This is a genomic window from Pigmentiphaga aceris (genome assembly GCF_008119665.1).
Classification (GTDB): domain Bacteria; phylum Pseudomonadota; class Gammaproteobacteria; order Burkholderiales; family Burkholderiaceae_B; genus Pigmentiphaga; species Pigmentiphaga aceris.
Map to the genome: position 1 here is coordinate 5928929 of NZ_CP043046.1, position 23504 is coordinate 5952432.

Annotated in this window: 28 protein-coding genes; 16 read left to right on the forward strand and 12 right to left on the reverse strand. The window is 61.6% G+C overall.

Annotated elements, in window-relative coordinates:
- Positions 1 to 30: 30 nt before the first annotated feature.
- Positions 31 to 861, reverse strand: coding sequence for a MetQ/NlpA family ABC transporter substrate-binding protein (locus tag FXN63_RS25585; RefSeq protein WP_148818386.1), 831 nt, complete (start codon positions 859 to 861; stop codon positions 31 to 33).
- Positions 862 to 1299: 438 nt separating this feature from the next.
- Here FXN63_RS25585 and FXN63_RS25590 point away from each other — a divergent pair, with 438 nt between their 5' ends.
- The 7 genes from FXN63_RS25590 (at position 1300) to FXN63_RS25620 (ending at position 7013) form a co-directional block, all read left to right on the forward strand.
- Complete coding sequence (locus FXN63_RS25590; RefSeq protein WP_148818387.1) at positions 1300 to 1635, forward strand: thioredoxin family protein; 336 nt, start codon at positions 1300 to 1302, stop codon at positions 1633 to 1635.
- Positions 1636 to 1733: 98 nt separating this feature from the next.
- The gene (rocF, locus tag FXN63_RS25595) at positions 1734 to 2672 is read left to right on the forward strand and encodes an arginase (protein ID WP_148818389.1); all 939 of its coding nucleotides are present in this window, start codon (positions 1734 to 1736) and stop codon (positions 2670 to 2672) included.
- A 137-nt stretch (positions 2673 to 2809) separates the two neighbouring features.
- Positions 2810 to 4033, forward strand: coding sequence for an isochorismate synthase (locus tag FXN63_RS25600; RefSeq protein ID WP_148818391.1), 1224 nt, complete (start codon positions 2810 to 2812; stop codon positions 4031 to 4033).
- An 89-nt stretch (positions 4034 to 4122) separates the two neighbouring features.
- Complete coding sequence (locus FXN63_RS25605; protein WP_281290840.1) at positions 4123 to 4452, forward strand: lysozyme inhibitor LprI family protein; 330 nt, start codon at positions 4123 to 4125, stop codon at positions 4450 to 4452.
- Between the two features lie 67 nt (positions 4453 to 4519).
- The gene (locus FXN63_RS25610) at positions 4520 to 5191 is read left to right on the forward strand and encodes an isochorismatase family protein (protein ID WP_187395034.1); all 672 of its coding nucleotides are present in this window, start codon (positions 4520 to 4522) and stop codon (positions 5189 to 5191) included.
- Positions 5188 to 6060 (forward strand): 2,3-dihydro-2,3-dihydroxybenzoate dehydrogenase, encoded by an 873-nt coding sequence (locus tag FXN63_RS25615; protein WP_246164968.1) that lies wholly within the window; start codon positions 5188 to 5190, stop codon positions 6058 to 6060. The genes FXN63_RS25610 and FXN63_RS25615 overlap by 4 nt, the downstream gene beginning before the upstream one ends.
- Before the next feature lie 173 nt (positions 6061 to 6233).
- The gene (locus FXN63_RS25620; protein WP_148818395.1) at positions 6234 to 7013 is read left to right on the forward strand and encodes an SDR family oxidoreductase; all 780 of its coding nucleotides are present in this window, start codon (positions 6234 to 6236) and stop codon (positions 7011 to 7013) included.
- A gap of 61 nt (positions 7014 to 7074) precedes the next feature.
- On the opposite strand, the gene FXN63_RS25625 is transcribed toward FXN63_RS25620, so the two are convergent.
- Both FXN63_RS25625 and FXN63_RS25630 read right to left on the reverse strand, forming a co-directional pair.
- Complete coding sequence (locus tag FXN63_RS25625) at positions 7075 to 7515, reverse strand: DNA-binding protein (protein WP_148818397.1); 441 nt, start codon at positions 7513 to 7515, stop codon at positions 7075 to 7077.
- Positions 7481 to 8188 (reverse strand): MarR family transcriptional regulator, encoded by a 708-nt coding sequence (locus tag FXN63_RS25630; RefSeq protein ID WP_246164969.1) that lies wholly within the window; start codon positions 8186 to 8188, stop codon positions 7481 to 7483. The genes FXN63_RS25625 and FXN63_RS25630 overlap by 35 nt, the downstream gene beginning before the upstream one ends.
- A 91-nt stretch (positions 8189 to 8279) precedes the next feature.
- On the opposite strand from FXN63_RS25630, the gene FXN63_RS25635 reads away from it, so the two are divergent.
- Complete coding sequence (locus FXN63_RS25635) at positions 8280 to 9068, forward strand: competence protein CoiA (protein WP_148818399.1); 789 nt, start codon at positions 8280 to 8282, stop codon at positions 9066 to 9068.
- 106 nt (positions 9069 to 9174) lie between these two features.
- On the opposite strand, the gene FXN63_RS25640 is transcribed toward FXN63_RS25635, so the two are convergent.
- The 4 genes from FXN63_RS25640 to FXN63_RS25655 all read right to left on the reverse strand — a co-directional run bounded on the left by FXN63_RS25640 (position 9175) and on the right by FXN63_RS25655 (position 12269).
- Positions 9175 to 9660, reverse strand: a complete 486-nt coding sequence (locus FXN63_RS25640) for a secondary thiamine-phosphate synthase enzyme YjbQ (protein ID WP_148818401.1) — start codon at positions 9658 to 9660, stop codon at positions 9175 to 9177.
- Positions 9661 to 9873: 213 nt separating this feature from the next.
- The gene (locus FXN63_RS25645; RefSeq protein ID WP_148818403.1) at positions 9874 to 10077 is read right to left on the reverse strand and encodes a hypothetical protein; all 204 of its coding nucleotides are present in this window, start codon (positions 10075 to 10077) and stop codon (positions 9874 to 9876) included.
- A 188-nt stretch (positions 10078 to 10265) separates the two neighbouring features.
- Positions 10266 to 11000: an SDR family oxidoreductase gene (locus tag FXN63_RS25650; protein ID WP_148818405.1), complete on the reverse strand. Its 735-nt coding sequence runs from the start codon at positions 10998 to 11000 to the stop codon at positions 10266 to 10268.
- A gap of 159 nt (positions 11001 to 11159) precedes the next feature.
- Positions 11160 to 12269, reverse strand: a complete 1110-nt coding sequence (locus FXN63_RS25655; protein WP_148818407.1) for a DNA alkylation repair protein — start codon at positions 12267 to 12269, stop codon at positions 11160 to 11162.
- 175 nt (positions 12270 to 12444) lie between these two features.
- Here FXN63_RS25655 and FXN63_RS25660 point away from each other — a divergent pair, with 175 nt between their 5' ends.
- Entirely contained in the window at positions 12445 to 12825 is a 381-nt protein-coding gene (locus tag FXN63_RS25660; RefSeq protein WP_148818409.1) for a hypothetical protein, read from the forward strand.
- Between the two features lie 147 nt (positions 12826 to 12972).
- On the opposite strand, the gene FXN63_RS25665 is transcribed toward FXN63_RS25660, so the two are convergent.
- From FXN63_RS25665 to FXN63_RS25675, 3 genes are all read right to left on the reverse strand, one after another.
- A complete protein-coding gene (locus tag FXN63_RS25665) occupies positions 12973 to 13290 on the reverse strand; it encodes a YkgJ family cysteine cluster protein (RefSeq protein ID WP_148818411.1) in 318 nt (105 codons plus the stop codon).
- 289 nt (positions 13291 to 13579) lie between these two features.
- Positions 13580 to 14692, reverse strand: coding sequence for an extracellular catalytic domain type 1 short-chain-length polyhydroxyalkanoate depolymerase (locus tag FXN63_RS25670; RefSeq protein ID WP_148818413.1), 1113 nt, complete (start codon positions 14690 to 14692; stop codon positions 13580 to 13582).
- A 249-nt stretch (positions 14693 to 14941) separates the two neighbouring features.
- Positions 14942 to 15364, reverse strand: a complete 423-nt coding sequence (locus FXN63_RS25675; RefSeq protein ID WP_148818415.1) for a CopG family transcriptional regulator — start codon at positions 15362 to 15364, stop codon at positions 14942 to 14944.
- Between the two features lie 232 nt (positions 15365 to 15596).
- Here FXN63_RS25675 and FXN63_RS25680 point away from each other — a divergent pair, with 232 nt between their 5' ends.
- Positions 15597 to 16016 (forward strand): VOC family protein, encoded by a 420-nt coding sequence (locus tag FXN63_RS25680; RefSeq protein ID WP_148818417.1) that lies wholly within the window; start codon positions 15597 to 15599, stop codon positions 16014 to 16016.
- Between the two features lie 54 nt (positions 16017 to 16070).
- Here the strand turns inward: FXN63_RS25680 and FXN63_RS25685 are convergent, their stop codons facing one another.
- Entirely contained in the window at positions 16071 to 16994 is a 924-nt protein-coding gene (locus FXN63_RS25685) for a LysR substrate-binding domain-containing protein (RefSeq protein ID WP_148818418.1), read from the reverse strand.
- 83 nt (positions 16995 to 17077) lie between these two features.
- Here FXN63_RS25685 and FXN63_RS25690 point away from each other — a divergent pair, with 83 nt between their 5' ends.
- The 4 genes from FXN63_RS25690 to FXN63_RS25705 all read left to right on the forward strand — a co-directional run bounded on the left by FXN63_RS25690 (position 17078) and on the right by FXN63_RS25705 (position 19874).
- Positions 17078 to 18001 carry a carbon-nitrogen hydrolase family protein gene (locus FXN63_RS25690; protein WP_148818420.1) on the forward strand — a complete coding sequence of 308 codons (924 nt, stop codon included), beginning with the start codon at positions 17078 to 17080 and terminating at the stop codon, positions 17999 to 18001.
- Positions 18002 to 18028: 27 nt separating this feature from the next.
- A complete protein-coding gene (locus tag FXN63_RS25695; protein WP_148818422.1) occupies positions 18029 to 18760 on the forward strand; it encodes a glutamine amidotransferase in 732 nt (243 codons plus the stop codon).
- 108 nt (positions 18761 to 18868) lie between these two features.
- Positions 18869 to 19447, forward strand: a complete 579-nt coding sequence (locus FXN63_RS25700; RefSeq protein ID WP_148818424.1) for a nucleotidyltransferase domain-containing protein — start codon at positions 18869 to 18871, stop codon at positions 19445 to 19447.
- On the forward strand, positions 19431 to 19874 hold the full coding sequence (locus tag FXN63_RS25705) for a hypothetical protein (RefSeq protein WP_148818426.1): 444 nt from the start codon (positions 19431 to 19433) through the stop codon (positions 19872 to 19874). Before FXN63_RS25700 ends, FXN63_RS25705 begins: the two co-directional genes overlap by 17 nt.
- Before the next feature lie 59 nt (positions 19875 to 19933).
- Here FXN63_RS25705 and FXN63_RS25710 read toward each other — a convergent pair whose 3' ends face one another.
- Positions 19934 to 20830, reverse strand: coding sequence for a LysR family transcriptional regulator (locus FXN63_RS25710; RefSeq protein WP_148818428.1), 897 nt, complete (start codon positions 20828 to 20830; stop codon positions 19934 to 19936).
- A 181-nt stretch (positions 20831 to 21011) separates the two neighbouring features.
- Between FXN63_RS25710 and FXN63_RS25715 the strand changes: the two genes are divergently transcribed.
- Together FXN63_RS25715 and FXN63_RS25720 are read left to right on the forward strand one after the other, a co-directional pair.
- The gene (locus FXN63_RS25715) at positions 21012 to 22427 is read left to right on the forward strand and encodes a coniferyl aldehyde dehydrogenase (protein ID WP_148818430.1); all 1416 of its coding nucleotides are present in this window, start codon (positions 21012 to 21014) and stop codon (positions 22425 to 22427) included.
- A gap of 154 nt (positions 22428 to 22581) precedes the next feature.
- On the forward strand, positions 22582 to 23271 hold the full coding sequence (locus tag FXN63_RS25720; RefSeq protein ID WP_148818432.1) for a type 1 glutamine amidotransferase domain-containing protein: 690 nt from the start codon (positions 22582 to 22584) through the stop codon (positions 23269 to 23271).
- The last annotated feature ends 233 nt before the right edge of the window (positions 23272 to 23504 follow it).

Here is a 23504-nt window from a genome sequence, read left to right on the forward strand (position 1 = left end):
CAGAACGGCGAACGCTACGCATCGTCACGCTCAGAACACCGGCAGCACGGAACCTTCGAACTTGGTCAGGATGAACTTGCGCACTTCCTCGGACTGATAGGCCTTCACCAGCGGAGCCACCCACGGTGCGTTCTTGTCTTTCTCGCGCACCACGATGATGTTCACGTAGGGGTTGTTCTCTTTCTTCTCGACCGCAATACCGTCGCGCGTGGCGATCAGGCCGGCCTGATAGGCAAAGCTGTTGACGATGGCGGCGGCGTCGACGTCTTGCAGCGAGCGCGCCAGCACCACAGACGCGATTTCAACGAATTCCAGCTTCTTGCTGTTGGACGTGACGTCGGCCAGGGTGGCGGTGCCGGTAAACGGATCGAAGCCATCACGCAAGGTGATCAGCCCCTGGTCGCGCAGGATGACCAGGGCACGGGTCTGGTTGCTGGGGTCGTTCGGGATGCCGACCTTCGCACCCGCAGGCAGCTCGGCCAGGGACTTGTAGCCCTTCTTGGTATAGAAGGCGATGGGCGAGATCAGCGTATTGCCTACTGAGACGATGGTGTAGCCACGCTGCTTGACCTGGTCACGCAGGAAAGGAATGTGCTGGAAGGAATTGGCCTCCAGGTCACCGTTGTTCAGCGCCTCGTTGGGGCTGGCCGAACCGGTGATGACGATGGGTTTGACGTTCAGGCCCTGCTTCTTGGCAACCTCGGTCACAACTTCCCAGATCTGCTCATCGACGCCGCCGCGCACGCCCACACGCAAGGGGCTGGGATCGGCGGCATGCGCCGCGCCGGCTGCGATCACGGAAGTAGCAAGCACGCTGCCGATCAAGCGACCGAGCGCAGAAGTAAAGAAACGAGAAGTCATGTGAAGCGCCTTCCATCGAACGGGTTTGGGTGACCGCCGAGTGTAGGAAGCCGGGTGCGCGCCAACTACGAATCATTCGTTGGCTGTTAATAACCGAAGCCCTGACCAAGCTAATAACCAGGGATACAGATCGGTCCGGCCTATATCCCTGCAAGAAATAAGATCAGCACAAAGATATGGTTTGGCCCGCGCGCGCCCGCTTCTAGACTGCACCTTCCCCGATCCCTGTCAGACGCCACCGGAGGACAACCATGCGATCCAAGCTGCGGCAATCCCTGCGCGCACTGCTGCGTGCATTTGCGGACACCACCCCGGCCTTCATCCTGCCCGACGGTTTTGTGGCACTGCCCACACGCGCTGACGCGCCCGATGCACAGCACGGCGGTCAACGCGCCCGGTCGCACGCATCCGCTGCGGACGACGGGTTAAGCTTGTCGGATGGAACAGATCGAACTGAACGACGGCAATGCAGACCGTTTCTTGCTTGATGCCAAGGGCATCTCACTGGTTGTATTCACCAGCAAGACCTGCGGCAATTGCAAACTCGCCCGCGAGCAACTCCCCCTGATGGAATTGCCGGTTGAACGCGTCTGCTGGATCGACGCGGGCGACAGCGGCGGCATCACGCAGCGCTACGAAGTCTTCCATCTGCCGTCGATGTACGTGGTGCGCGACGGCGTGTATTACGGTGCGGTGGCTGCCACCTTGGCAGCCTGGGATATTCAGCGACAGGTGGGCTTGGCGCTGAACAGTTACCCGGCCGAGCTTCCCTGATGTAAACAACAAAAAGCGCACAGGCTTGCCTGCGCGCTTTTTTGCTTTGGGCAACACGGTTCCTCTGAATTCCCCCCAGCGTCGAGCAGAATCCTTCCATGACTCAATCCTCGCTTTATCCCGGCGTCAGCCTGATCGGCGTGCCCACCGACATTGGCGCGGGCGCGCGGGGCGCGTCCATGGGGCCGCAGGCGCTGCGGGTGGCGGGTCTGGCCGAAGCGCTGCTGCAACGCGGCGTAGACGTTGAAGACATCGGTGACCTGAGCGGACCACGCACGCCATGGCTGGCACCGGTCGAGGGCTTCCGGCACCTGGCAGAAACCGCCGAGTGGAACCGCAGCACACACGACGCCGTCTACGGCGAACTCAAGCGCGGCCGCCTGCCCATCATGATGGGCGGCGATCACAGCCTGGGCATCGGGTCGGTCAGTGCCGCCGCGCGCCATTGCCGCGACACCGGCAAGGAACTGCTGGTGCTGTGGCTGGACGCCCATGCCGACTTCAACACACACTTGTTGACCCCTACCGGCAACATCCACGGCATGCCGGTGGCCTGCTTGTGCGGACACGGGCCTGAAGTGCTGACCTCGATCGGCGGCCATGTGCCGGCGATTCGCCACGACCAGATTCATCAGGTGGGCATCCGCAGCGTCGATGACGGCGAACGCGAGTTCATCCACGAGGCCGGCATCGAGGTCTACGACATGCGTTACATCGACGAGATGGGCATGCGCGCCACCATGGAACGGGTGCTGGCAGGGGTAGACGACTCGGTGCACCTGCACGTGAGTTTTGATGTCGATTTTCTGGACCCGTCCCTGGCTCCCGGCGTCGGCACCACGGTGCCGGGCGGTCCCACTTACCGCGAAGCCCAGCTGTGCATGGAAATGATCGCCGATACCGGGCGGCTGTGTTCGCTGGACATCGTGGAACTGAACCCGGCGCTGGACTTGCGCAACCAGACTGCCGATATGGCAGTGGATTTGGTGGAAAGTCTGTTCGGCAAATCGATTCTGGTGCGTCGCCCGGCGGGCTGAACCGGCCTGGGACGTAGATATCCCGCATGACAATCAGTGTCATCCCAGGTGCAAGTCACCAAGCAGCGCTAAAATCGTGAACTATTCTTATTCTCACGACTGTGGTGCTGCGTGCACCGCATCTGCCTGGACCTTGCATGAACGCACCCGTCCCCAGTGTGGCCGCTGCCGGCCCCGCCGCTGATTCCTGGTTTGCGAACTACCGCGCCGACGACTACCTGTTCGTCTCGCCAACTGCCAGCGTGCTGGGGCGGGATGCTGCGCTTACGTTGGCACCGGGGCCAGAACCACTGTGGCAACGCGCAGCCGACTTGCTGGCTGAAGCCCAGAACAGCGGCATTGCCGCGCCCGTGCTGATCGGTGCGGTTCCCTTCGATGCGTCACGCCCTGCCCGTCTGGTCGTGCCACGCCAATGCCAGCTTGATGGCCCGCTGGACCGTCGATCCATGAAGCCGGCAGCAAAAACATCGATTGCTACGCCAATCACCATGACGTCGGTTCCGCCCGAGGAAGGCTACGAAGCGGCCGTGACCGATGCGCTGGAGCGCTTTGCGGCCCGCGAACTCGACAAGGTGGTGCTTGCCCGCACCCTGGACATCACCCTGACCAGCCCGCCTGATCGGCCGATGTTGATGCGCAGCCTGTTGCAGCGCAATCCGCATGGGTTCACGTTCGCCATCCCCTTGGACGATAGCCAGACGGACGCTGGCAACCCGCCCGTGTTCCTGGGTGCCAGCCCGGAACTGCTGCTGCGCCGCCAGGGCCGACGCGTCATTCTCAACCCGCTGGCAGGGTCGGCCGCCAGACAGGCCGATCCCGTCGCAGACCGCGCAGCCGCCGATGCCTTGCTGGCCTCGGCCAAAGACCGGCACGAACACGCCATCGTGATCGATTCGATCGCTGCCGCGCTGCGTCCCTACTGCCGTGACTTGCGTCTGCCGGATGGCCCGACGCTGACATCCACCGATGCACTGTGGCATCTGTCCACCTGGATCGAAGCCGAGTTGGATGACCCGGCCGTCAGTTCCCTGGAACTGGCTTTGGCCTTGCACCCCACCCCGGCTGTCTGCGGCCACCCCACGGGCGCGGCCTTTGCTGCCATTCACGACCTGGAGCCCTTCGACCGGGGCTTCTTTGCGGGCCTGGTGGGCTGGTGCGACGCGCAGGGTGACGGCGAGTGGGCCGTGTCGCTGCGCTGCGCCGAAAGTGATGGTGCCAGCCTGCGTTTGTACGCAGGCGCAGGCGTGGTGCCAGGGTCAGAGCCCGCGCGTGAGCTGGCAGAAACCGGTGTGAAATTCCGCACTATGCTGGCAGCGCTTGGGTTGATGACGAGTCAACAGCCTGCTTCAGGAAGAGACTAACCAGCGAGGAACCTATGTTTGCGAAGATATCTTTGGCCCTGTCGTGCTTCATATCCGTGGGCTGTTATGCCAGGATGCCTGAGCCAGCCATGTGCGCCGACAGCGACATGAACAATCAACAGATATACGAATGTTCCAGGCAAAAGATCATCGACGCAGATGCCGAACTGAACCGCAGCTACAAGATGTTGAACGACAGCATCTCAAGCGGCTACAAAGCAGATCCGAAGCTGGGCAATGAGCTCCTGGAGCATGTCAAAAAATCCCAGCGAGCCTGGATCACGGTCAGGGACGAAAACTGTGCCATCGAGAGCTTTGTGATCACCCCCAGCACGCCTGCATTTGCAGCCACCAGGAATCTCTGCCTGGCCAGAGAGAGTTTTGCCAGAAGTCGTTATCTGAAAGAACTGATGTTCTGACATCAGACCCAGCATTTCCCGCGCGGCCGCCTGTCGGCCCGCCAAGCCCCCAGGAGCAAGTCACGCCGTGAGCATCCCCGTCATCACCCCCTACGCCATGCCCAGCGGCGCTGTGAAAAACCGCGTCAACTGGCGTCCCGACCCCTCGCGCGCGGTGCTGCTGGTGCACGACATGCAGGAATACTTCCTGGCCAAATACGACATGTCGCAGGCACCGATTCCTACTTTGATCGACCACGCCGTTCAACTGCGCGCGGCGTGCAATGCAGCGGGTGTGCCGGTGGTCTACACCGCCCAGCCCGTCGAGCAACCCTCAGGCGATCGTGCGCTGCTGAACGACTTCTGGGGCCCGGGCCTGACAGCGGCCGACAAGCACGCGCAGCAACCCGTCATCGAGGCGCTGAAACCCGGTCCGCAAGACACCGTGCTGACCAAGTGGCGCTACAGCGCCTTCCAACGCTCCAACCTGCGCGATCTGATGCGCGAATGGGGCCGCGACCAATTGATCATCTGCGGCATCTACGCGCACATCGGCTGCATGGCGACCGCCCTGGAAGCCTTCATGCAAGACGTGCAGCCCTTCTTTGTGCTGGATGCCGTGGCTGATTTCTCGGCAGCGGAACACCAGATGGCAATCACCTATGTGTCGGGCCGCTGCGGTGCAAGCCTGACGGTGGACGAAGTGGTGGCGGCACTGTCGAGCGCGACCGCAGACAAGACAGCGGAGCAGATCTCATGAGCGCCATGCCCGACGACAACGGCGAAGACAGCATCGCCAAACCAGGCGAACCCGCCGCCAACGACCGGATCGTTCCCCACACCCGGCCCATCGTCGGCGACTTCGCCGAGTCCCGGGTGCTGGTCACGGGTGCCGCCAGCGGCATCGGCGCAGCCGTGGTGCGTGCCTTGCTCGCGCAAGGCGCACGAGTAGCTGCGTTGGATCTGGACGAACTTGGTCTGGAAACCCTGCGCACAGAAGCCGCGCCCGGGCAGCTTCACCTGGCAACGGTTGATGTGTCGGACTCGGCCGCCGTGGACCGTGCAGTGGTTGAGGCCGAAGCCGCCATCGGCCACTTGGACAAGCTCGCCTGTGTGGCCGGCGTATTGCAGATGGGCAAGATCGTCGACCTGAGCGACGAACAATGGGCACGCCCGTTCGCGGTGAACGCCACCGGCACCTTCAACGTCTGCCGCGCAGTCGCACGCGGCATGATCGAACGCCGCAGCGGCAGCATCGTCAACATCAGCTCGAACGCCGCCGGCACGCCGCGCACAGGCATGGGGGCGTATGCGGCATCCAAGGCGGCAGTCAGCCAGCTGACACGCTGCCTGGCGCTGGAACTGGCGGAATACGGCATTCGCTGCAACATCGTGTCGCCCGGTTCCACGGATACCGAGATGCAACGCGCCATGTGGCGTGAAGGTTCGTCACGCGAAACCGTCATCGAAGGATCGCTTGCCGGATACCGGCTGGGCATTCCGCTGCGCCAGATCGCCACGCCGGAAGAAGTGGCGGAATCGGTGCTGTTCCTGCTGTCGGACCGCGCCAGCCACATCACGCTGCATGATCTGCGGGTGGATGGCGGAGCGACCTTAGATCAGGGCTGATCTTCAAGCAGGTACAGGCGGTGTGTCGCTGAAGAGGATGCGCCGCCTGCGGCATGGGTAGACACGGATCATGATCGCGTCTGATCGATCCCTGCCCCGGGATCAACCCTGGCAACCCTAAAGCAGATGCGCATGCGTTCTACACTTTGCGTTCTCATCAGCAAAGGCCTGTCATGACCCCCATCGCTTCCGCTCCTGACTTCACGCTTTCGGGCCAGCGCGCCCTCGTCACCGGTTCCAGCCAGGGCATCGGCCTGGCGCTGGCCGTGGCCTTGGGGCGGGCGGGTGCACAGGTGGTCTTGAACGGCCGCAATATCACCAAGCTGGAAGCAGCCGTGGTCGCCTTGCAGGAAGCCGGCATCGACGCACATGCCAGCGTGTTCGACGTGCAGGACGAAGCCAGCATCAACACCGCCATTGCCGCGCTTGGCACGACGCTTGGTCCCATCGACATCCTGGTGAACAACGCCGGCATGCAACTGCGCCGCTCGCTGGAACAGATCGAAAGCCACGAATGGCGACAGGTGATCGACCTGAACCTGACCTCGGCCTTCCTGGTCAGCAAGGCCGTCGTGCCCGGCATGATCGAACGCCAGCGCGGCAAGATCATCAACACCTGCTCGCTGATGAGCGACCTGGGCCGCGCCACCACCGGCCCCTACACCGCCAGCAAAGGCGGTTTGAAGATGCTGACCAAGGCCATGTGCGTGGACTGGGCGCGCCACAATATTCAGATCAACGGCATCGGCCCTGGCTACTTCCGAACCGAGATGACCCAGGCGCTGGTTGACGATGCAGAGTTCAGTGGCTGGCTGGCGAAACGCACGCCGGCGGGGCGTTGGGGCGAGGTGGAGGAACTGGGCGGTCTGGCAGTGTTCCTGGCGTCACCTGCCGCGAATTTCATCAACGGACAGGTGATCTTTGTGGATGGGGGCTTGTCGGCGGCGTTGTGAGACGCGAGGGGTGATAGTGCGGCTCGCTCAAGGGGAACGATGCAAGCGTATCGCGAGTCCATCAGACCGGACGGTTGTGTTGATCAAGTGCCAACGATTTGCGTACCTGATCCAAAAGGTCTCTGGCATTGGCCAGGCAGTCGACCACCACAGAGTCCGGCACCAGATCTCCAGAGTAGTCCGACAAGTTGCGCTGCTTGCGCAGCGCATCGAGCACGATTACTTGCGTAGCTGATGTGCCTAAAGTCAGCGGCAGGGTCTGAATGACCGTCTGGTGATGACCGGGCTTGCTGGTCAGCGTGCGATACCCCTTCACATAGAGCGCCAGCATCGCGAGTTGCATAATGGCTTTGTATGCCGCGTCAAACCGATTTTCGGCGCTCAACTCATCAAGCTGCGCATCCAGGATGTTGCGCTCGGCCGCGGCAAGCAGCCGGGCGGCGTGAGCACCGTCGGGGCTGACTGCATCAAGGCTGATTCCCAACAAGTTCTGCAAGCTCACGGTCACTTCCCGTCAGGAACAACTTCGGTTTGGACAGCACGTCGTGCAGGAAAGCTTGGGTGCGCAGGGACGATACAAATGCGAGCTCAGAAAATACCTTGGGGTTGATTTCGCGCCCAAGGCTGGCCTGCGCGGGATGCAGCAGTTCAACTGCCTGCGCAAAGCCGATGTCCCCGATCAGCATTACGTCGACATCGCTGCCCGCCGTTTCTCGACCCTGGGCAACCGAGCCGAAAACGAAGGCTACACGCAGTTGCGGCATGACGGTTGTCAGTGCCTGGACCAAAACATCCACCACGCCGGAGGTCTTGCGAAGAATGCTGGCGACCTCGGCAAACACGGGGCAGTTGGTATCAGCCCAGTACAGCACCTGGTTTCCTCGCCGCTCGCGCGCGAGCAACCCGACTTCTGCCAGCCGTGTCAGCTCTCGGGTGATCGTGCCTGCGGGCAGACCAGTGCGACGCGCGATCTCGCGGCCATGCAGCGCTTCTTCGGGGCGAAGCAACAGCAGACCAAGAACGCGGCGACGATATTCGGGGAAAAGGGTAGCGGCAAGTGATTGATGCATAATTAGCGACGATTGTCGCCTTATTTGCATCGATATACCAAGCGATTTGCTTGGCGCTTGTCGGAAGCCAGCAAACTTGTGGGCCATCAGGAAGGAACTGGGCATTTACCTGCGCGCTGTTTGTCCACCCTCCCATTGACTAGGTGATCACCATCCACGATGGTGCTCGCTGGACATTCCGGGATGGGGACTACGCATGCTCACCGCAACTCGCCAGCAGGACGGGGTCAAGGTGGTGGCCGCTTATGTGGATAAATCCCATGGGCCTTTCCTGTGCACAAGTTGTCAACGCCCGCTGATCCTCAACAAGGGGCGGATACGGGTGCACCACTTTCGCCATCCGCCACAAGTGGCCCGCGCGCATGGGCAAGGTGAGAGTCTGGAACACCTGCACTGCAAGATGGAGATATTCGACGCGCTTGCGCAGCATGCATCTGTCACCGATGTTGAGCTGGAAAAGCATCTTGGCCCGGTGGTGGCCGATGTGTTTGCCTACATTCACGGGCAGCCCGTGGCGGTGGAAGTGCAGCGCAGTGTGCTGAGCGTGGCCGAGATTCGGGAACGCACACAGGCCTATACCGGGCTTGGCATCAACGTGTTGTGGATTGCCGTTTTCCCGGATGCCCCGACTGACACTGAACACAGCCCGAAGGCCTGCGAACGATGGCTGCACGCGGCATATCTGGGCCGCGTGTATTACTGGGTGAACGGCTTGTCGCTGCGGCCGGTGCACTTCGACGATATGCAGTTGCCGGTGGATGGACGAAGCTGGATCGAGCCGGGTGGTGCCAGGCGTTTCAGCTCGCCCTACACCCGCACGTCACAACGCTATCGAACACCTTGCGCCGGGCCGTTGGTGGACTTGGTCAACGACTTTCGGCCACGGTTGCTGGGGCCTTTTGCGGGCGGCACCATCGATGTGCCGCAGCGCCGTCTGTTCCTGGATCGCCGACCGCGCTGGTGGCAGGCGATCCGGCCAGATTGAGCTTGTTCAACCGAGTAGATCTGCGCCCGCGACAAGCTGCATGAATCTCGCCCCGGTTGGATAGAAATCACCCGTCAGTCCAAACCGGACATTCAACGCAGCACCGTCATTCCGACCATTCATCAAACGGGCTGCGTGCCTCGGCGGCTTTTGCGCTGCCGATCAAGGTCACCGTGATCTTGCGGTCATGGGGCACGGTGCGGTGTTCCCACAGGAATACGCCCTGCCACGTGCCGAGCGCCAATCGACCATCGGTGACGGGCACGCTCAGGCTGGTGGCGGTAAGCGTTGCGCGCACGTGGGCAGACATGTCGTCCGGGCCTTCTGCACGGTGCACAAACAACGCGTCACCGTCTTCCACCAGCCGCGCGAAATAACGTTCCAGGTCGTCGCGCACATCCGGATCGGCGTTCTCGGTGATGACCAGCGAGCAACTGGTGTGATGCACGAATATCTGCGCCACGCCGGTCTGAATGCCGCTTTGGCTGACCAGGCTGCGCAGCCGGTCACTGATCTCGACCGTGCCACGGCCGGAGGTCGATACCGCGAAGACATGTTGGACGAATTGGGTAGCGGATTGCAGCTTCGGCATGGGGCGCTCGGTGGGTGGCTGAGGCATCAGTCTAAAGGACTGGCTCATATGCGCTGACCAATATGAACTGGTTCACGTGGACCAGGCCCATGGGCTGCAGCACATGGACCGGGGCACCCGCACGAAGCACATGCATCAGCCATGCGCGGGTCCACATGCCAACAGGCCCGCCAGCGCTTGCATGGCGGGCCTGCGTTTCACATTTCAGTCGTGCTACTGGTCGTTCATCGACGCCTTGGCAGCCTGCTCGGGCGTCAGGCCTTCGTAGAACTGGTCGGTGAACCATTCGGCTTCTTCTTCAATGTAGCCCTGGGCTTCATCGAGCGAGGCACCAGCAGCCACCAGAAAGCCTTCCACTTCCGTACACCACTGGATCAACGCGGCGGTTTCCGGGTCCAGCTCTTCATTCTTTGCCATCGTTGGCTCCTTGGGACGTGCACGGCGAGCTGCCGTGCGTTCAATCAAGGTGAAACGATAGCGCGGATTTCGTCGCGCCAAGCGTTACCAGCACGCGTCTTGATCGCCTGGCGCAACACCCGCAATGCGGATCACGCACTGCTGACCACACACTTGCTGACCAAGCACTGCTGATCACGCGATACCAATCAATACGGGCTGGCCGTCGGACGCACCACCAGTTCGCTGACGTCCACATCGTCGGGTTGCTCGACGGCGTAGACAATGGCGCGGGCAATCGCGTCGGGCTGGATGGCGATGCGACGAAATTCCTTCATGCCTTGGCGCGCGGCTTCGTCAGAGATGGTGTCGGCCAATTCCGACTCGACCACACCGGGGCAGACCACCGTCACGCGGATCTTGTCGGTTTCCTGGCGCAAGCCGTCAGAAATTGCACGCACTGCATATTTGGTCGCGCAATACACCGCCGCCGTGGGCGATACCGACAGACCGCCGATCGACGAGATGTTGATCACCTGTCCGAAGCCCTGCGCTTCCATTCCCGGCAAGACTGCCGCAATGCCGTGCAGCACGCCCCGGATGTTGACGTCGATCATGCGGTCCCATTCGTCGATCTTGCGGGCGTTCAGCGCCGACAACGGCATGACCCCGGCGTTGTTGACGATGACATCCACCCGACCGAACTCGGCCGTGGCGAAGTCCGCGAAGGCCTGCATGTCGTCGCGCTGGGTGACGTCCAGCGCCCGAACACGCACCGAACCGCCCGCCGCCTGAATGCTGGCTGCCAGCGCTTCCAGCCGATCCACGCGGCGTGCACCCAGCACCACATGGGCACCGCGTTCGGCCAACAACTTCGCCACGGCTTCACCAATGCCGCTGCTGGCACCGGTCACGAGAACGACTTTTCCTTGGATATTCGACATGGTCTTGCTCCTGAGATGCGGGTTGTTTGTCCTGCCGACATCCGTGTAGTGGTGTGTCGGCAAGCAGTGCATGCATCTTAGAAAGCGCGGCCGCGCGCTTGAATATCCAGTCCTCCTGGGATCTTGCCTAATCCTCCACGGGGCTATTTTGGCGCGCGCCTACACCGTCAGAGCGAACGCGCTGCGTGCCAGGCACTCGCCGTTCACGAAGATTTCCACCTCGTGCCTGCCCGCGTAATGCACACGGGTCGTGAAGCTGCGAATACGTTGGGCACGGGTCAGTGTCACCGTCCCTCCAGCTCCCAACGTGATGGCCTTCAGTTTGAACACCTTGGCCGAACTGGTGCCCGACTTTTTCACGTAATGAATGGCGTAGTCGATCACCAGGCGCTGCGGTTTGCTGGAGGTAGAAACTATCTGCAAAGCCAAGTCGATAGTCTCGCCCAGGTGAATGGCAGCTGGGGTGACCGTGAAACTTCGTACCTCCACATCGGCCTTGGCACCGGCTCCGATCAAGGCCAGTGCCCGTTTGTCACCCTCCTTGATCAGACTGCGCAAGCCATGCCGGACGATCCAGGTGGTGTGCGGGTTGTCCTGCGGCCAGCCACCCAGGCGATCCAGCACCCAATCCGGGTTGTTCTTGGTGATGTCGTTCAGGTGATTGGCCACCGATTTGCGCACATACAGGCTGGGATCTGCCTTGAGATTCTCCAGGATCTCGGCCACGGGCGACGGATCACGCATCAGCGGTTCAAGCCGGAACGACCATGGCAGGCGTGGCCGGCAACCCTCGCTGGCCAAACGTCGCACGTGCTCATTCTCGTGCACGGACCACTGCTTCATGACCGCCAAGGTGCCGTCCAGGTCACGACGCAGGAAATGGCGGATGGCGAATTCCGAACTGCCAAAGCGCGTGAAGAATTCCAAGGCATCCAGCGATGCCTCGACATCATCGGCACCGTAAAGCGCCACAAATTCCGGCAAGGCGATGCTGACAAATCCACTGTTCAGACGTGGTGCCAGCGCCCGAAGAATCGTCAACGCCGCACGGTAATCCCTGGGCAAGGTGGCGTGCAGGGCTTCGCTGACGCGCCGCAGGCGCTGCATCAGGGACAGGTCATCCAGGCCCGACAGGCACAGCTGGACGAAGCGGTCACGATCAAAATCGGGGTAGACCGCAAGCGTTTCATCCGCAATGTGACGAATACGATCCGGGTCAAAAATATGCTTCAGTTCTGGGGCTTGTGTAACAATTTCACTGGTTGCCATGCGTGGTCGCAATCGATTGAACAGTCAGCATTTTCACGCAGATATCGGCCTTAAGTTCTGCCGGTTCGTGTCGTTAAATTTGTTATACGTGTAACCTCTCATTACCGTAAATCGTTACCGCAGTCCGCCCGCCCGACCCCGGTGCTGGCGATACGTTTCTACGGGAATGCTGATCGTGACCCATACACACGCAAGCGACGTTTTCGATACGGTGGACGCTCCCGAGGCTCCCCTTGAACCTCTGCTGCGGCATTGTTCTACCGCCGACCTGCTGCGCGAAGAACCTTATCGCCAATACAAGCTGGGCAAGGAACGTCGCGCAAAGAAGCTGAACCTGCTGGCCCTGGGAAGCGTTGCGATCGCCATTTTCTGCACCGGCATCTGGAACTGGTCGACTGAAGGCATGACCGACTTGTCGGTAATCCTGACGGCCTTCGGTTTCATGCTTGGTCTGGCCGCACTCAAGCGCCACGAGATGCCCAGCGAAGGCGAAGAAATGCAGATGTACGTCTTGCGTGAAATCGAGTGGCTGCTGCGCGAGCGTGGTGTTCGCTGAAGTTCAGCTTCAACGGTTCGGCTTCAGAGGTTCGGCTTCAAAGCTCTGGCTTCTGACGTTCGACCGCAGAAGTCTGGCGTCAGAATGTCGGTTGCTGAACCTGACACATTGCGCCCGATGACGCGTTTTGCTTAAAACGCCCAGCGCTTAAAGCGGCGGCAATTGCGGCAGCCCGTGATGCTGCCGTGCCCGATGGCAGGCCTCGCTGTAGGCATCGAATTCCCGGCACGTCGTTGAACGCTGGGCGTAGATATCACAACTCACCCCCTTCCCGACCTCGCCAGCCAGCGCCACGCAGCGCACTGGCGTGTTTTCCGTGCCGCGCATGGCCACCAGATATGGGCTGATCGGAATGGTGACGTGCTCGGGCACCACCCCGTGAAGATGATCGTCCGTCTCGCCAAAATAGAACGAGACGCGGTAGGTGGCGCAGCAGGCGCCGCAGTCCAGACAGGGCTGGGTCACGATGAGATCGCGGGCAAAAACGGGATGGCCGCACCCAGGAAATGGTGCGGGACAGGCAGAGCGCGGGCGCTAGTATGCCGTGCCGTTTGACGGCAATCGAGCACGATGTGAAGCGGTGTGGGAACGGGCCAACAAGCCGTCTGTCGGCCCGCTTCAACAGGCAATCTGCGGGTGTTTCAGTGGGTGCCTGCGCCACGCTTGCAGCCTGTCGATTCAGCTTATGGATGCAGCCCCTACTACTGCAACCCGCTACTGAAACCCATTACTGAAACCCACTATCGCAGCCCCCTTATTGCATGCCCGACCGACGCGGATGCTCGAAGAAGAATCGCAGCATTTCCTGGGTAGCGCTCGGCCCGCTGGCGTCGGCATAAGACCCGTTGCTGCTGCCACCCGACCAGGCATGACCCGCACCATGCACGACCCAGTGTTCTGCCACCACCCGGTCGCTGCGGTCCCGATGCACGTGGCGAGTGGCACCACGTCCACCCGAGGGGGCCACGCTGAGCACATCCTGCCTGGCCGCTATGCCGACGCTGGCCGCAATCACTTGCTGGCCGTTGCCCGCATGCACCGTGGCGTCGGCATCGCCATGGAACACGATGGTCGGCATGCCGCTGACCGCACCGCTGACGACCCGCCCCTGGCCCTTCATGGCAGCCAGTGCCGACGACAGGTCTGACGCGACGCCAGCGGCCAAGCCCGAGTGCACGCCCACCGCGCTGTACAGCTCGGGATAGGCATCGCCCAGAATCGCCGCCATGGCACCGCCTGCCGACAGGCCCGCAACATAAACACGGGCGGCATCGATGGCGTAGGTGGCCATCACCTCGCGGGTCATGCCTTCCAACATGGCAGGCTCACCGCGCCCCTTGACCTGGTGGTTGTGCTTGAACCAGTTCCAGCAACGCTGCGGGTTCGCCTGCGTCGACTGTTCCGGGTACAGCACGAAGAAGCCCTGTTCTTGCGCGGCCTGGTTCATCTCGGTACCGGCAGCAAAATCGTCGGGATTCTGCGTGCAGCCATGCAGCATCACCACCAAAGGCATGGGCTGCGTGCCCGCACCGGGCGGCACATACAACTTGTAGTTGCGCTGGCCTGCGCTATTTTGGAAGCTGCCAGCGATGAAACGCCCCGCATCGGCCGACGGCCGTGCCGTGTGGCGTTGATCGTGACGGGACGATGCGTCCGGGCGCGCCGTTGCCTGCCCGGATGTCACATCGCGGTCCGGCACTTCGCGTGCCTCGACTTCGATCACATCACCATCATCGTGTGACGCCTGGTGTGCAGATGCCTGGCCGCCGAACAGCGCGTTCTGAATCGCAGCCGTGGCCGCGCGCAGGTCACCAGTCTGGGTCAACCGGGTGGCTTCGTTCATCAGTCGTTGAAACTCTGGGCTCATGACGATGCTCCGTTAAAAATTGGGCGACGCTCGCCAAGTGGGGCGTCAAGCCGGGGGTCTGGGGTCTTCAGTACGGGGTACGCGGCAATCACCAGCGGGAATTCCACGTACGCCACAGACGTACGGGTCCGCCGCCGGATCAGGTGCAGATCCGTACGTGGTCAGGGCCAAAACCAGGCCAAAAAAACGACTTGGAAAATACAGGGCGAAGATCGGCGTCGCAGATCGACGTCAACATTCGATGAACAATCAACGTATCCGGTCGGCAAGTGCCGCCTTGACCGATGGACTGGCATGCCAGGCACCCAGCACGGTCAGCGACTCGATCGTCGCCAAGGCCAGCTCAGGCGTGACATCCGGGGCAATCGACACCAGGCCCAGCACCTTGATCTGCAAACGTTCGCCCGCCGCTTCGACAGCGTGAAGATCGTTCACCGAGTAATGCTGAATGCCCAGTACCAGCGTCTTGCGCAACACCACCTGCCGCACTACCTCGGCATGGGACGCAAGCTGGTTGCGGATGGCCGTGCGGATCAGATCGGTGCGGTTGGCATAGAAACCTTCCTGCACCAGCAAGTCGATCTGCCCAAGGTCTACGCAACCCAGGTTGATCGTGATCTTTTCGTCGGCCGGTTTGGCAGCGGGGTTGAGGGTGCTGGGCTTAGGAGGCATGGAACCATCCTATTACCATCCAAGTGGATGGAGCAAGGGTTCAGCGAAATTGTTGCAATGCAGCAGACGAACGGTAGATGTTTTGTCTGCCTGCGAGAACAGGCAGACGACAAGCCGGAAAACAAGCGCAGATTGCGTGCCAGACAAATCCGGCTTGCCAGCGCAAGACGCGCTGAATAAGCTGCCAAAGGCTGCCAGAAGCCCACCCCGCACGCTGCCCCCAGGAGAACGTATGTCTACCAACATCTTCGTCAACCTGCCCGTCAAAGACCTGCCCCGTTCCGTCGCCTTCTTCACCGCGCTTGGCTACACCTTCAACCCGCAATTCACCGACGCCAACGCCACCTGCATGATCATCGACGAGCACATCTACGTGATGCTGCTGGTCGAACCCTTCTTCAAGACCTTCACGCCCAAGCCGATCAGCGACGCGCACCAAAGCACCGAGGTGCTGGTCTGCCTGTCATGCGACAGCCGCGACGCGGTCGACGCACTGGTGGCAAAGGCGGTGGCAGCGGGCGGCAAGACGCCGAATCCGCCCAAGGACTACGGCTTCATGTATGGCCACGGCTACGAAGACCTGGACGGCCACCTGTGGGAACTGATGTACATGGACGTAAGCGCCATGCCGAAACCGGAAGAGATGCCGTAACGCATACTGGCCTGCTGCGACGCGTCCGCGACAGGCTGGTAACGCCATGCCAGCCTAGCGCCACGCCATTTCGCGCAACAGCTCGCCCAGCGCGGCTTTCACCAGCTTCACGGCGGGATCACGCAAGCTGTCCACGCGCCATCCCAACTCGATCGAATAACGCGGCACATCCAACGGGCACGGCAACAGCCGCAGCGAGGTGTGCGCGGCCAGCACACGCGCCGCGTGCAGCGGAATCGTGGCCACTGCGCTGCTGCCGGGCAGCAGGAAAGGCACGGCGCTGAAATGGGTGGACGACGCCAGCACCCGCCGCTGCAGGCCCTTCGCGGCCAGCATCTCATCGACCATGCCGACAAAACCGCCCGACGAGATCAGTACATGACCCCGTTGCAGGTAATCGTCCACTGAGAGCGCAGTCTGGCCGTCGCCCAGGCTTTCCGCCTCGACCAGACACGCGTAAGTCCCCTCACCGAAGGTTTCGCGGCGGAGCGCACGCGACGACAAGCCTCCTGATGTCAGCCCCAGGTCGAAAGCCCGCGCCATCAACATGTCGGCCACCACGCTGCTGTAGGTCTGGCGAAACACCAGACGCAGACCCGGTGCCAGTCGGGCGACGGCATCGATCAGGCGCGCGCCGACGGCAAGCTCGAAGTCGTCCGACAGGCCGATGGCAACCGACCGCCCCGCGTAGCTGGCCGCCTGCGTCGATGCCATCGCCAGACTTTGGCGGCATTTATCCAGCGCCTCGCCAATCAAGGGCATCAGCTCATTGGCCCGCAGCGTGGGCGACAGGCCCCGCCCAGTGCGGACGAACAAGGGATCGCCATACATCATGCGCAGCCGTCCCAAAGCGGCACTGACGGCCGACTGCGTCAGCCCGCAGCGAACTGCCGCGCGACTTGCCCCACCTTCCTGATACAGCGCTTCGAAGATTTTCAGCAGGTTGAGATCTGCTTCTTCGATATTGACAGTATTCATATCACTTACTCATGGCACACGATTGATTGATTCTAGTCGGCTCACCAGAATGCCTGGGTCCTCAACCCTGCCGAGTCATCCACATGCCCAAGTCCATCGTCGCCGCCCTGCAGATCGGTTCTTCCCCCAGCGGAAAAGCCGACACACTGCAGCACATCCTGTCGTTCGAATCGCAGATCATCGCGGCCGGCGCGTCGGTAGTGGTCATGCCCGAAGCCGTGTTGGGCGGCTACCCGAAAGGCGAAATCTTCGGCACTCGCCTGGGCTACCGCCTGCCCGAAGGCCGGGAAGCCTTCGCCGACTATTTCAATAACGCCATTGATGTGCCCGGCCCGGAAACCGAGGCCTTGGCAGGTCTGTCGGCCCGCACCGGGGCCAGCCTGGTGGTGGGCGTGATCGAACGCAGCGGCAACACGCTGTATTGCACGGCCCTGATGTTCGACCCCACCCACGGCCTGGTCGCCAAGCACCGCAAGCTGATGCCCACCGGCACCGAGCGACTGATCTGGGGCCAGGGCGACGGATCGACACTGCCCACCGTCGACACCGCCGCCGGCCGCATCGGCGCGGTCATCTGCTGGGAAAACCACATGCCCTTGCTGCGCACCGCCATGTACGCCAAAGGCGTTGAAATCTGGTGCGCGCCGACCGTGGACGAACGCGAGATCTGGCAATGCTCGATGCGCCACATCGCCCACGAAGGACGCTGCTTCGTGATCAGCGCATGCCAGGTACAGCCCTCGCCCGCCGAGCTTGGCATCGACGTCCCCGGCTGGGATGCACAACGCCCGCTGATCCGGGGCGGCTCGGTCATCGTCGGCCCGATGGGCGACATCCTGGCCGGTCCGCTGGTGCAGGAAACCGGGTTGATCACCGCCACCATCGACACCGACGACCTGGTGCGCGCCCGCTACGACTTCGACGTGGTCGGCCATTACGCGCGCCCGGATATCTTCCGTCTGAGCGTCGACGAACGGGCCAAGCGTTCGGTAGACTTCCTGGCTTGATCCCGTCCTTTTGTCCCGTCGAGCGTCATGACCTCCAACCCCCAAAAACCCTGGCTCATCGTGCAGATGGGCAACCCGCCCGACGATCTGCGCGCGCACATCGGTGAACAGTCCGACTGGTTCCGCGCGGCACTCGGCGAACACGGCGCAAACGCGCTGGTCGTGCGCCCCTTCGCGGGCGAAGCGCTGCCCGCGCCGGACAGCGTCAGCGGTGCCGTCATCACAGGCTCGTGGTCGATGGTGACGGACAAGGAAGACTGGAGCGAGCGCACCGCCGACTGGGTGCGCCTGGCGATCGATGCGGGCACACCGCTGTTCGGCGTCTGCTACGGACACCAGCTGATGTCACACGCGCTGGGCGGCGAAGTGGCGTACCACCCCAAAGGCCGCGAGATCGGCGTCAAGCCCATTACGCTGACCCCGGATGCTGCCAACGACGTGATCCTGGGCGATTTCCCTGCTGCCTTCGCCGTGAACCTGACACACGAACAAAGCGTGGTGCGCCTGCCGCCCGGCACCACGGTGCTGGCCGGGACAGAACATGACCCGTTCCAGATTCTGCGCTACGGGCCGCGTGCGATGTCGGTGCAGTTCCACCCCGAGTTCACGCCGAACATCATGACCCACTGCGTGACGCGGCGTACCGAAGTGTTGAGCGGAGAAGGTTTTGATGTCCCGTCGCTGCTGGCCGGCGTACAGGCAACGCCTCATGCGTTGAGGTTGCTGCGGCAGTTCATGGCAGAGACGGCAGCGAGGTGAAGGTGTGTTGAGCTGATCGGTCCGTTACGGATCTGATCGGCTCAATCGATTGGCACACGCGCGCATGAAAGTCCTATAATAAGACTTAAAAATCCTTTTTTAAGACTTATGAGCGCTGTCGATTTCATGTTTGCACCACCGGTGCAACGCATCCTTGGTGCGACCTTGCTGAATCCCGAGCGCTCATACCGTGTGAAGGATCTCATTGCACTGTCCGGTGGAGGGGTCGGCAACACGCGACGTCATCTGGCAAAGCTCATCTCGGCCGGTATCCTGGAAGAAGACCCGAGACGCGGACATGAACGCAGCATTCGTATTAATGCTGCGCACTTTCTGTACAAAGACCTGCAGAGCATCGCGCGCAAGACGTTCGGGCTGGTGGAACCAGTCCGCGACGCGTTGACACCGTTCGCCAAACAGATTCAACAGGCATTCATCTTCGGCTCTGTGGTCAGCGGGCAAGATACTGCCGACAGCGATATCGACCTGATTGTGGTGGGCCACCCCGATTTGATTCTCGCCGTGGGCGAATCGCTGCTTCAAGCCGAAACGGTGCTTGGCCGCAGGATTCATTTGTCCTTGTACGACGAGCAGGAATGGGCGCACCTGCGGCAAACTGATCCGGTCGTGTCACAAATCCTTGAGGGCGCGACCTTGACGGTGCTCTCTGATGGCAAGACCGACTGAATACGAAAATCTGATTCGCACGGGTGCTTTTGCAGCCGTGCAACCTACAGCCGGTGCAGTGGCAGGCTTTCTGGCACATGCAGAAGACTATCTCGCGGTGGCCAACACCATCGACTCCAGCCGCTCAATGCAAGTCTTTACCTTGGCTTATGAAGGCACATATCAAGTGGTCCAAGCGGTCTTGGAACATTACGAAGTGCGCACCAAAGATGCTGGGCGTAACGCCGCCATTCTCCGTGTCTGCGCAGATTTGAAGCTTTCGTCTCAAGAAACTCAAAAGCTTGCTGCCGCACACGCGCGACGCAATGGCACGGCATATCAATCACCATTTCCGCCCATCTCCAAAGCCGAAGCGGCGCTGCTTGTCTTCATTTTGAGAAAGCTGATTCCGTCGGCCCGTGCCCTCACAGGCCAAACATCAGCCTGAGCGACCAAACTACGGAAAGAAGCTCAACCGGCACTCGCCGTCAAAGCCTGTTTTCTCACTCAGCCCGCAGTCCGCTTCCCCAAACTCCACAAGATCGTCTGCCGTGCATGCGCAACGCGCGTTTTGCGCAGAGCACCTGCTGACCAGATCAGGTGATAACTCAAGCTGGTTCGTGCGACTGGTGGCGTGATTTCCATCAGCTCGCCACGGGCAATGGCTCCCGCGCACAGGTACTGCGGCAACGCGGTCCAGCCGAAGCCGGTGGTCAGCAGACTGCGCAAGGTGCGCAGATCCTGACCGATCAGCGCCGGGCTTGCCGGCCCGCGCCGTAGCTGGTTTTTGTCCAGCCATTGATCGATCAGCGGCAGTTCAAGGTTGTAGGCAAGCAGCGGTTCCGCGGCAAGCGCATCAGCCAAGTCTGGCGCGGCCTGCAACCTGGCCGCGACGGCTGGCGCTGCCACCACCAGCACTTCTTCGGCGCGGATCAGATCGCTGCGCAGGCGTTTGTCCGTGCTGGCATACGCCGAAATCCCCAGGTCGCAATGGCCCTCGATCAGCATGTGTGTGGTCATGTCCGCGCCACCGGTCTGCAAGCGCACGTTGATGCCTGCTTCCAGCAGCGGGACCAGTTCGGCGGCCACCACTTCGGCCAGGAAGTCGGCGTGACCGATGATCTGAATCGACCCCGCCATTTCCTCGGACCGGATGCGCGCCGAGGCCAACGCCGCTTCTGCTGCGTCCAGCTTGTCGCCGATGTCGGCTGCTAGTTCATCTGCTGCCGCCGTTGGCACCACGCCGGTTGACTCGCGCAGGAACAGCGATCGGCCAATGGCTTCTTCCAGCCCGGCAATGTGTTGCGACACCGCAGGCTGGGTCAGGTGCAAGGCGCGGGCAGCCGCACTGAGCGAGCGCTGGCGATAGACCTCGATGAATGTTCTAAGGCGGCCGAGTGACATCAGGGCATCATAAATTAATTTATACCCCCATGCCGATCTCTTGATTGGCGCGATATGGCGGCAAATCCCAGAATCGAATTTCTCCAGACAGCTTCATCGAACGCAGCAATCTTGATCCGCTGACGATGCGCGATTCGATTGATCCGGCTGTCTCTGCAAGCCATTCATCACAGGATTTGCCATGAACGCCGCCAATATCTCGGAAGACCTTCGCGCCATCGTGACGGCGATGAAGCGTGCTCACCTCAGCAACGGCCCTGCCAACGCCGCCCTGCGCATTGATCGCCTGGAACGCGCCGCAAAGCTGTTGGTGGGAAATCATCAAGACATCGCGAAGGCCATTTCCGCAGACTTCGGCAACCGCAGCGAATTCCAATCCCTGACGGCCGACCTGATGACGCCGGTGCATTCGCTTCGCCACGCCGCCGAGCATCTGGAACAGTGGATGCAGCCGGAAATCGTGCAGGCCCCCGCCCCCGGCATGAATGCGTGGATTCAGCAGCAAGCGCTGGGTGTGGTCGGCATCATCAGCCCGTGGAATTTCCCGATCAATCTGGCATTCGGCCCGCTGGCGGGTGTGTTTGCTGCAGGCAATACCGCGCTGCTGAAACCGTCGGAACTCACCCCGCGCACCTCGGACTTGCTGGCCGAACTGGTGGGCCGCTATTTCGACCCGATGGAATTCGGTGTGGTGCTGGGCGATGCATCGATCGGCGTTGCGTTCAGCGGCCTGCCCTTCGATCACCTGGTGTTCACCGGCAGCACCACGGTGGGCCGCCATGTGATGCGCGCGGCCGCAGAAAACCTGGTGCCTGTCACGCTGGAGCTAGGCGGCAAGTCGCCGGTTGCTATCGATGACGATGCCGACATTCGTGTGGCGGTCGAACGGGTGTTGACCGTCAAGACCTTCAACGCTGGCCAGATCTGCCTGTCGCCCGATTACGTGCTGATGCCGACGGACAAGCAAAACGCATTCGTCTCCGAGGCCCAGCAGTTCGTGGCCAAGATATTCCCCACGATGCTGGCCAACCCCGACTACACCAGCATCGTCAGCGACAAGCATTTCCATCGCTTGGTCCAACTGATTGAAGACGCCCGGAACAAGGGTGCGCATGTGGTCAGCCTGGCCCCTGCTGGCGAACCCGCCTTCGATGCGGCCACCCGCAAGATGGCACCGCATCTGCTGCTGAACGCAGACGACAGCATGCTGGTCATGCAGGAAGAAATCTTCGGCCCGCTGCTGCCCATCAAGGGCTACGCGAACCGCGCCGAGATAGTCGACTACATCAACGCGCATCCCCGTCCGTTGGCCGCCTATTATTTCGGCGACGACGCCACCCGCCAACAGGACTTCGCCGCACAGACCACCTCGGGCGCGCTGGTGTTCAACGACATCATGAGCCACGCCGTCATCGAAGGCCTGCCCTTTGGGGGCGTGGGCGCTTCGGGCATGGGGGCCTATCACGGCGTGCACGGCTTCCGTCGTTTCACGCATGCGAAGGCAGTCGTGCAGCAGGAAGCAAGCGGTGCCAGCGGCCTGCGACTGCGCGCGCCCTACGCAGAGAAGACAGCTGCCATCAAGGCGTCGTTGGGCTGATGCAGACTGGCACGAAAGACGCGGTGACGCATGGCGATAAACGTGACTGACCACACTTTCGAACAACACGACTGACAACGACTTTTCCAAACGCCGACATCCACACCAGAACGCGGGTCGGTAAGCAACTCAAATCAATAAGAAAGGAATGAACATGAAAGTTCTGATGGTGCTCACCTCGCACGACCAACTTGGCAACACCGGCCTGAAGACCGGCTTCTGGCTGGAAGAATTCGCCGCCCCCTACTTCGTCTTCAAAGACGCTGGCGCAGAAATCGTGCTGGCCTCGCCGGCAGGCGGCCAACCGCCGCTGGACCCGAAAAGCGACCTGCCCGAATTCCAGACCGGATACACCCAGCGCTTCAAGGAAGACCCCGCCGCCCAAGCCGCGCTGGCCAATACGGTGCTGCTGTCATCGGTACGCGAAGCCGACTTCGACACCGTGTTCTATCCCGGCGGCCACGGCCCCCTGTGGGACCTGGCGGAATCCACGCTGTCGATCCAGCTGATCGAAGCTTTCGACCGCGCCGGCAAGCCCTTCGGACTGGTGTGCCATGCCCCCGGCGCACTGCGCCACGTGAAGGCCGCCAACGGCGACCCGATCGTAAAAGGTCGCCGCGTAACAGGCTTCACCAACGGAGAAGAAGCCGCCGTGGAACTGACGGATGTGGTCCCCTTCCTGATCGAAGACGAATTCAAGGCGCAGGGCGGCCTGTACGAAAAGGGCCCGGACTGGGCACCGTACTTGGTCGTGGATGGACGCTTTGTCACCGGCCAGAATCCGGCCAGCTCGGAAGCCGTGGCGCATGAACTGGTGTCGCAGGTTCGGGCGCGCGGCCAGTAAGCGCCTGGGCAGATGCGGTAGTAGTGAGCCGATTAACTCGTTACGGGTCAAATCGGCTCAAATCGGGTCATTAAAGCTCATTGCGGGTCAAATACGGCTCAAAATGAGCCGCAAATGCTCGGTTCGGCTCATTTTGAGCCGTAACGCATGCTCCGCAGTGCACGACGAAACCAAACACGTCAGCATCACCAGCATGAAAAAGGGGCGCCCTGAAGCGCCCCTTGTCACGTGCA

What these genes read in the sequence shown, in the direction of transcription:
- FXN63_RS25585 (WP_148818386.1), bottom strand. Translation starts at nt 861, where the DNA reads ATGACTTCTCGTTTCTTTACTTCTGCGCTCGGTCGCTTGATCGGCAGC.
- FXN63_RS25590 (WP_148818387.1), top strand. Translation starts at nt 1,300, where the DNA reads ATGGAACAGATCGAACTGAACGACGGCAATGCAGACCGTTTCTTGCTT.
- rocF (WP_148818389.1), top strand. Translation starts at nt 1,734, where the DNA reads ATGACTCAATCCTCGCTTTATCCCGGCGTCAGCCTGATCGGCGTGCCC.
- FXN63_RS25600 (WP_148818391.1), top strand. Translation starts at nt 2,810, where the DNA reads ATGAACGCACCCGTCCCCAGTGTGGCCGCTGCCGGCCCCGCCGCTGAT.
- FXN63_RS25605 (WP_281290840.1), top strand. Translation starts at nt 4,123, where the DNA reads ATGTGCGCCGACAGCGACATGAACAATCAACAGATATACGAATGTTCC.
- FXN63_RS25615 (WP_246164968.1), top strand. Translation starts at nt 5,188, where the DNA reads ATGAGCGCCATGCCCGACGACAACGGCGAAGACAGCATCGCCAAACCA.
- FXN63_RS25620 (WP_148818395.1), top strand. Translation starts at nt 6,234, where the DNA reads ATGACCCCCATCGCTTCCGCTCCTGACTTCACGCTTTCGGGCCAGCGC.
- FXN63_RS25630 (WP_246164969.1), bottom strand. Translation starts at nt 8,188, where the DNA reads ATGCCCAGTTCCTTCCTGATGGCCCACAAGTTTGCTGGCTTCCGACAA.
- FXN63_RS25635 (WP_148818399.1), top strand. Translation starts at nt 8,280, where the DNA reads ATGCTCACCGCAACTCGCCAGCAGGACGGGGTCAAGGTGGTGGCCGCT.
- FXN63_RS25640 (WP_148818401.1), bottom strand. Translation starts at nt 9,660, where the DNA reads ATGCCGAAGCTGCAATCCGCTACCCAATTCGTCCAACATGTCTTCGCG.
- FXN63_RS25645 (WP_148818403.1), bottom strand. Translation starts at nt 10,077, where the DNA reads ATGGCAAAGAATGAAGAGCTGGACCCGGAAACCGCCGCGTTGATCCAG.
- FXN63_RS25650 (WP_148818405.1), bottom strand. Translation starts at nt 11,000, where the DNA reads ATGTCGAATATCCAAGGAAAAGTCGTTCTCGTGACCGGTGCCAGCAGC.
- FXN63_RS25655 (WP_148818407.1), bottom strand. Translation starts at nt 12,269, where the DNA reads ATGGCAACCAGTGAAATTGTTACACAAGCCCCAGAACTGAAGCATATT.
- FXN63_RS25670 (WP_148818413.1), bottom strand. Translation starts at nt 14,692, where the DNA reads ATGAGCCCAGAGTTTCAACGACTGATGAACGAAGCCACCCGGTTGACC.
- FXN63_RS25675 (WP_148818415.1), bottom strand. Translation starts at nt 15,364, where the DNA reads ATGCCTCCTAAGCCCAGCACCCTCAACCCCGCTGCCAAACCGGCCGAC.
- FXN63_RS25680 (WP_148818417.1), top strand. Translation starts at nt 15,597, where the DNA reads ATGTCTACCAACATCTTCGTCAACCTGCCCGTCAAAGACCTGCCCCGT.
- FXN63_RS25685 (WP_148818418.1), bottom strand. Translation starts at nt 16,994, where the DNA reads ATGAATACTGTCAATATCGAAGAAGCAGATCTCAACCTGCTGAAAATC.
- FXN63_RS25690 (WP_148818420.1), top strand. Translation starts at nt 17,078, where the DNA reads ATGCCCAAGTCCATCGTCGCCGCCCTGCAGATCGGTTCTTCCCCCAGC.
- FXN63_RS25695 (WP_148818422.1), top strand. Translation starts at nt 18,029, where the DNA reads ATGACCTCCAACCCCCAAAAACCCTGGCTCATCGTGCAGATGGGCAAC.
- FXN63_RS25700 (WP_148818424.1), top strand. Translation starts at nt 18,869, where the DNA reads ATGAGCGCTGTCGATTTCATGTTTGCACCACCGGTGCAACGCATCCTT.
- FXN63_RS25705 (WP_148818426.1), top strand. Translation starts at nt 19,431, where the DNA reads ATGGCAAGACCGACTGAATACGAAAATCTGATTCGCACGGGTGCTTTT.
- FXN63_RS25710 (WP_148818428.1), bottom strand. Translation starts at nt 20,830, where the DNA reads ATGTCACTCGGCCGCCTTAGAACATTCATCGAGGTCTATCGCCAGCGC.
- FXN63_RS25715 (WP_148818430.1), top strand. Translation starts at nt 21,012, where the DNA reads ATGAACGCCGCCAATATCTCGGAAGACCTTCGCGCCATCGTGACGGCG.
- FXN63_RS25720 (WP_148818432.1), top strand. Translation starts at nt 22,582, where the DNA reads ATGAAAGTTCTGATGGTGCTCACCTCGCACGACCAACTTGGCAACACC.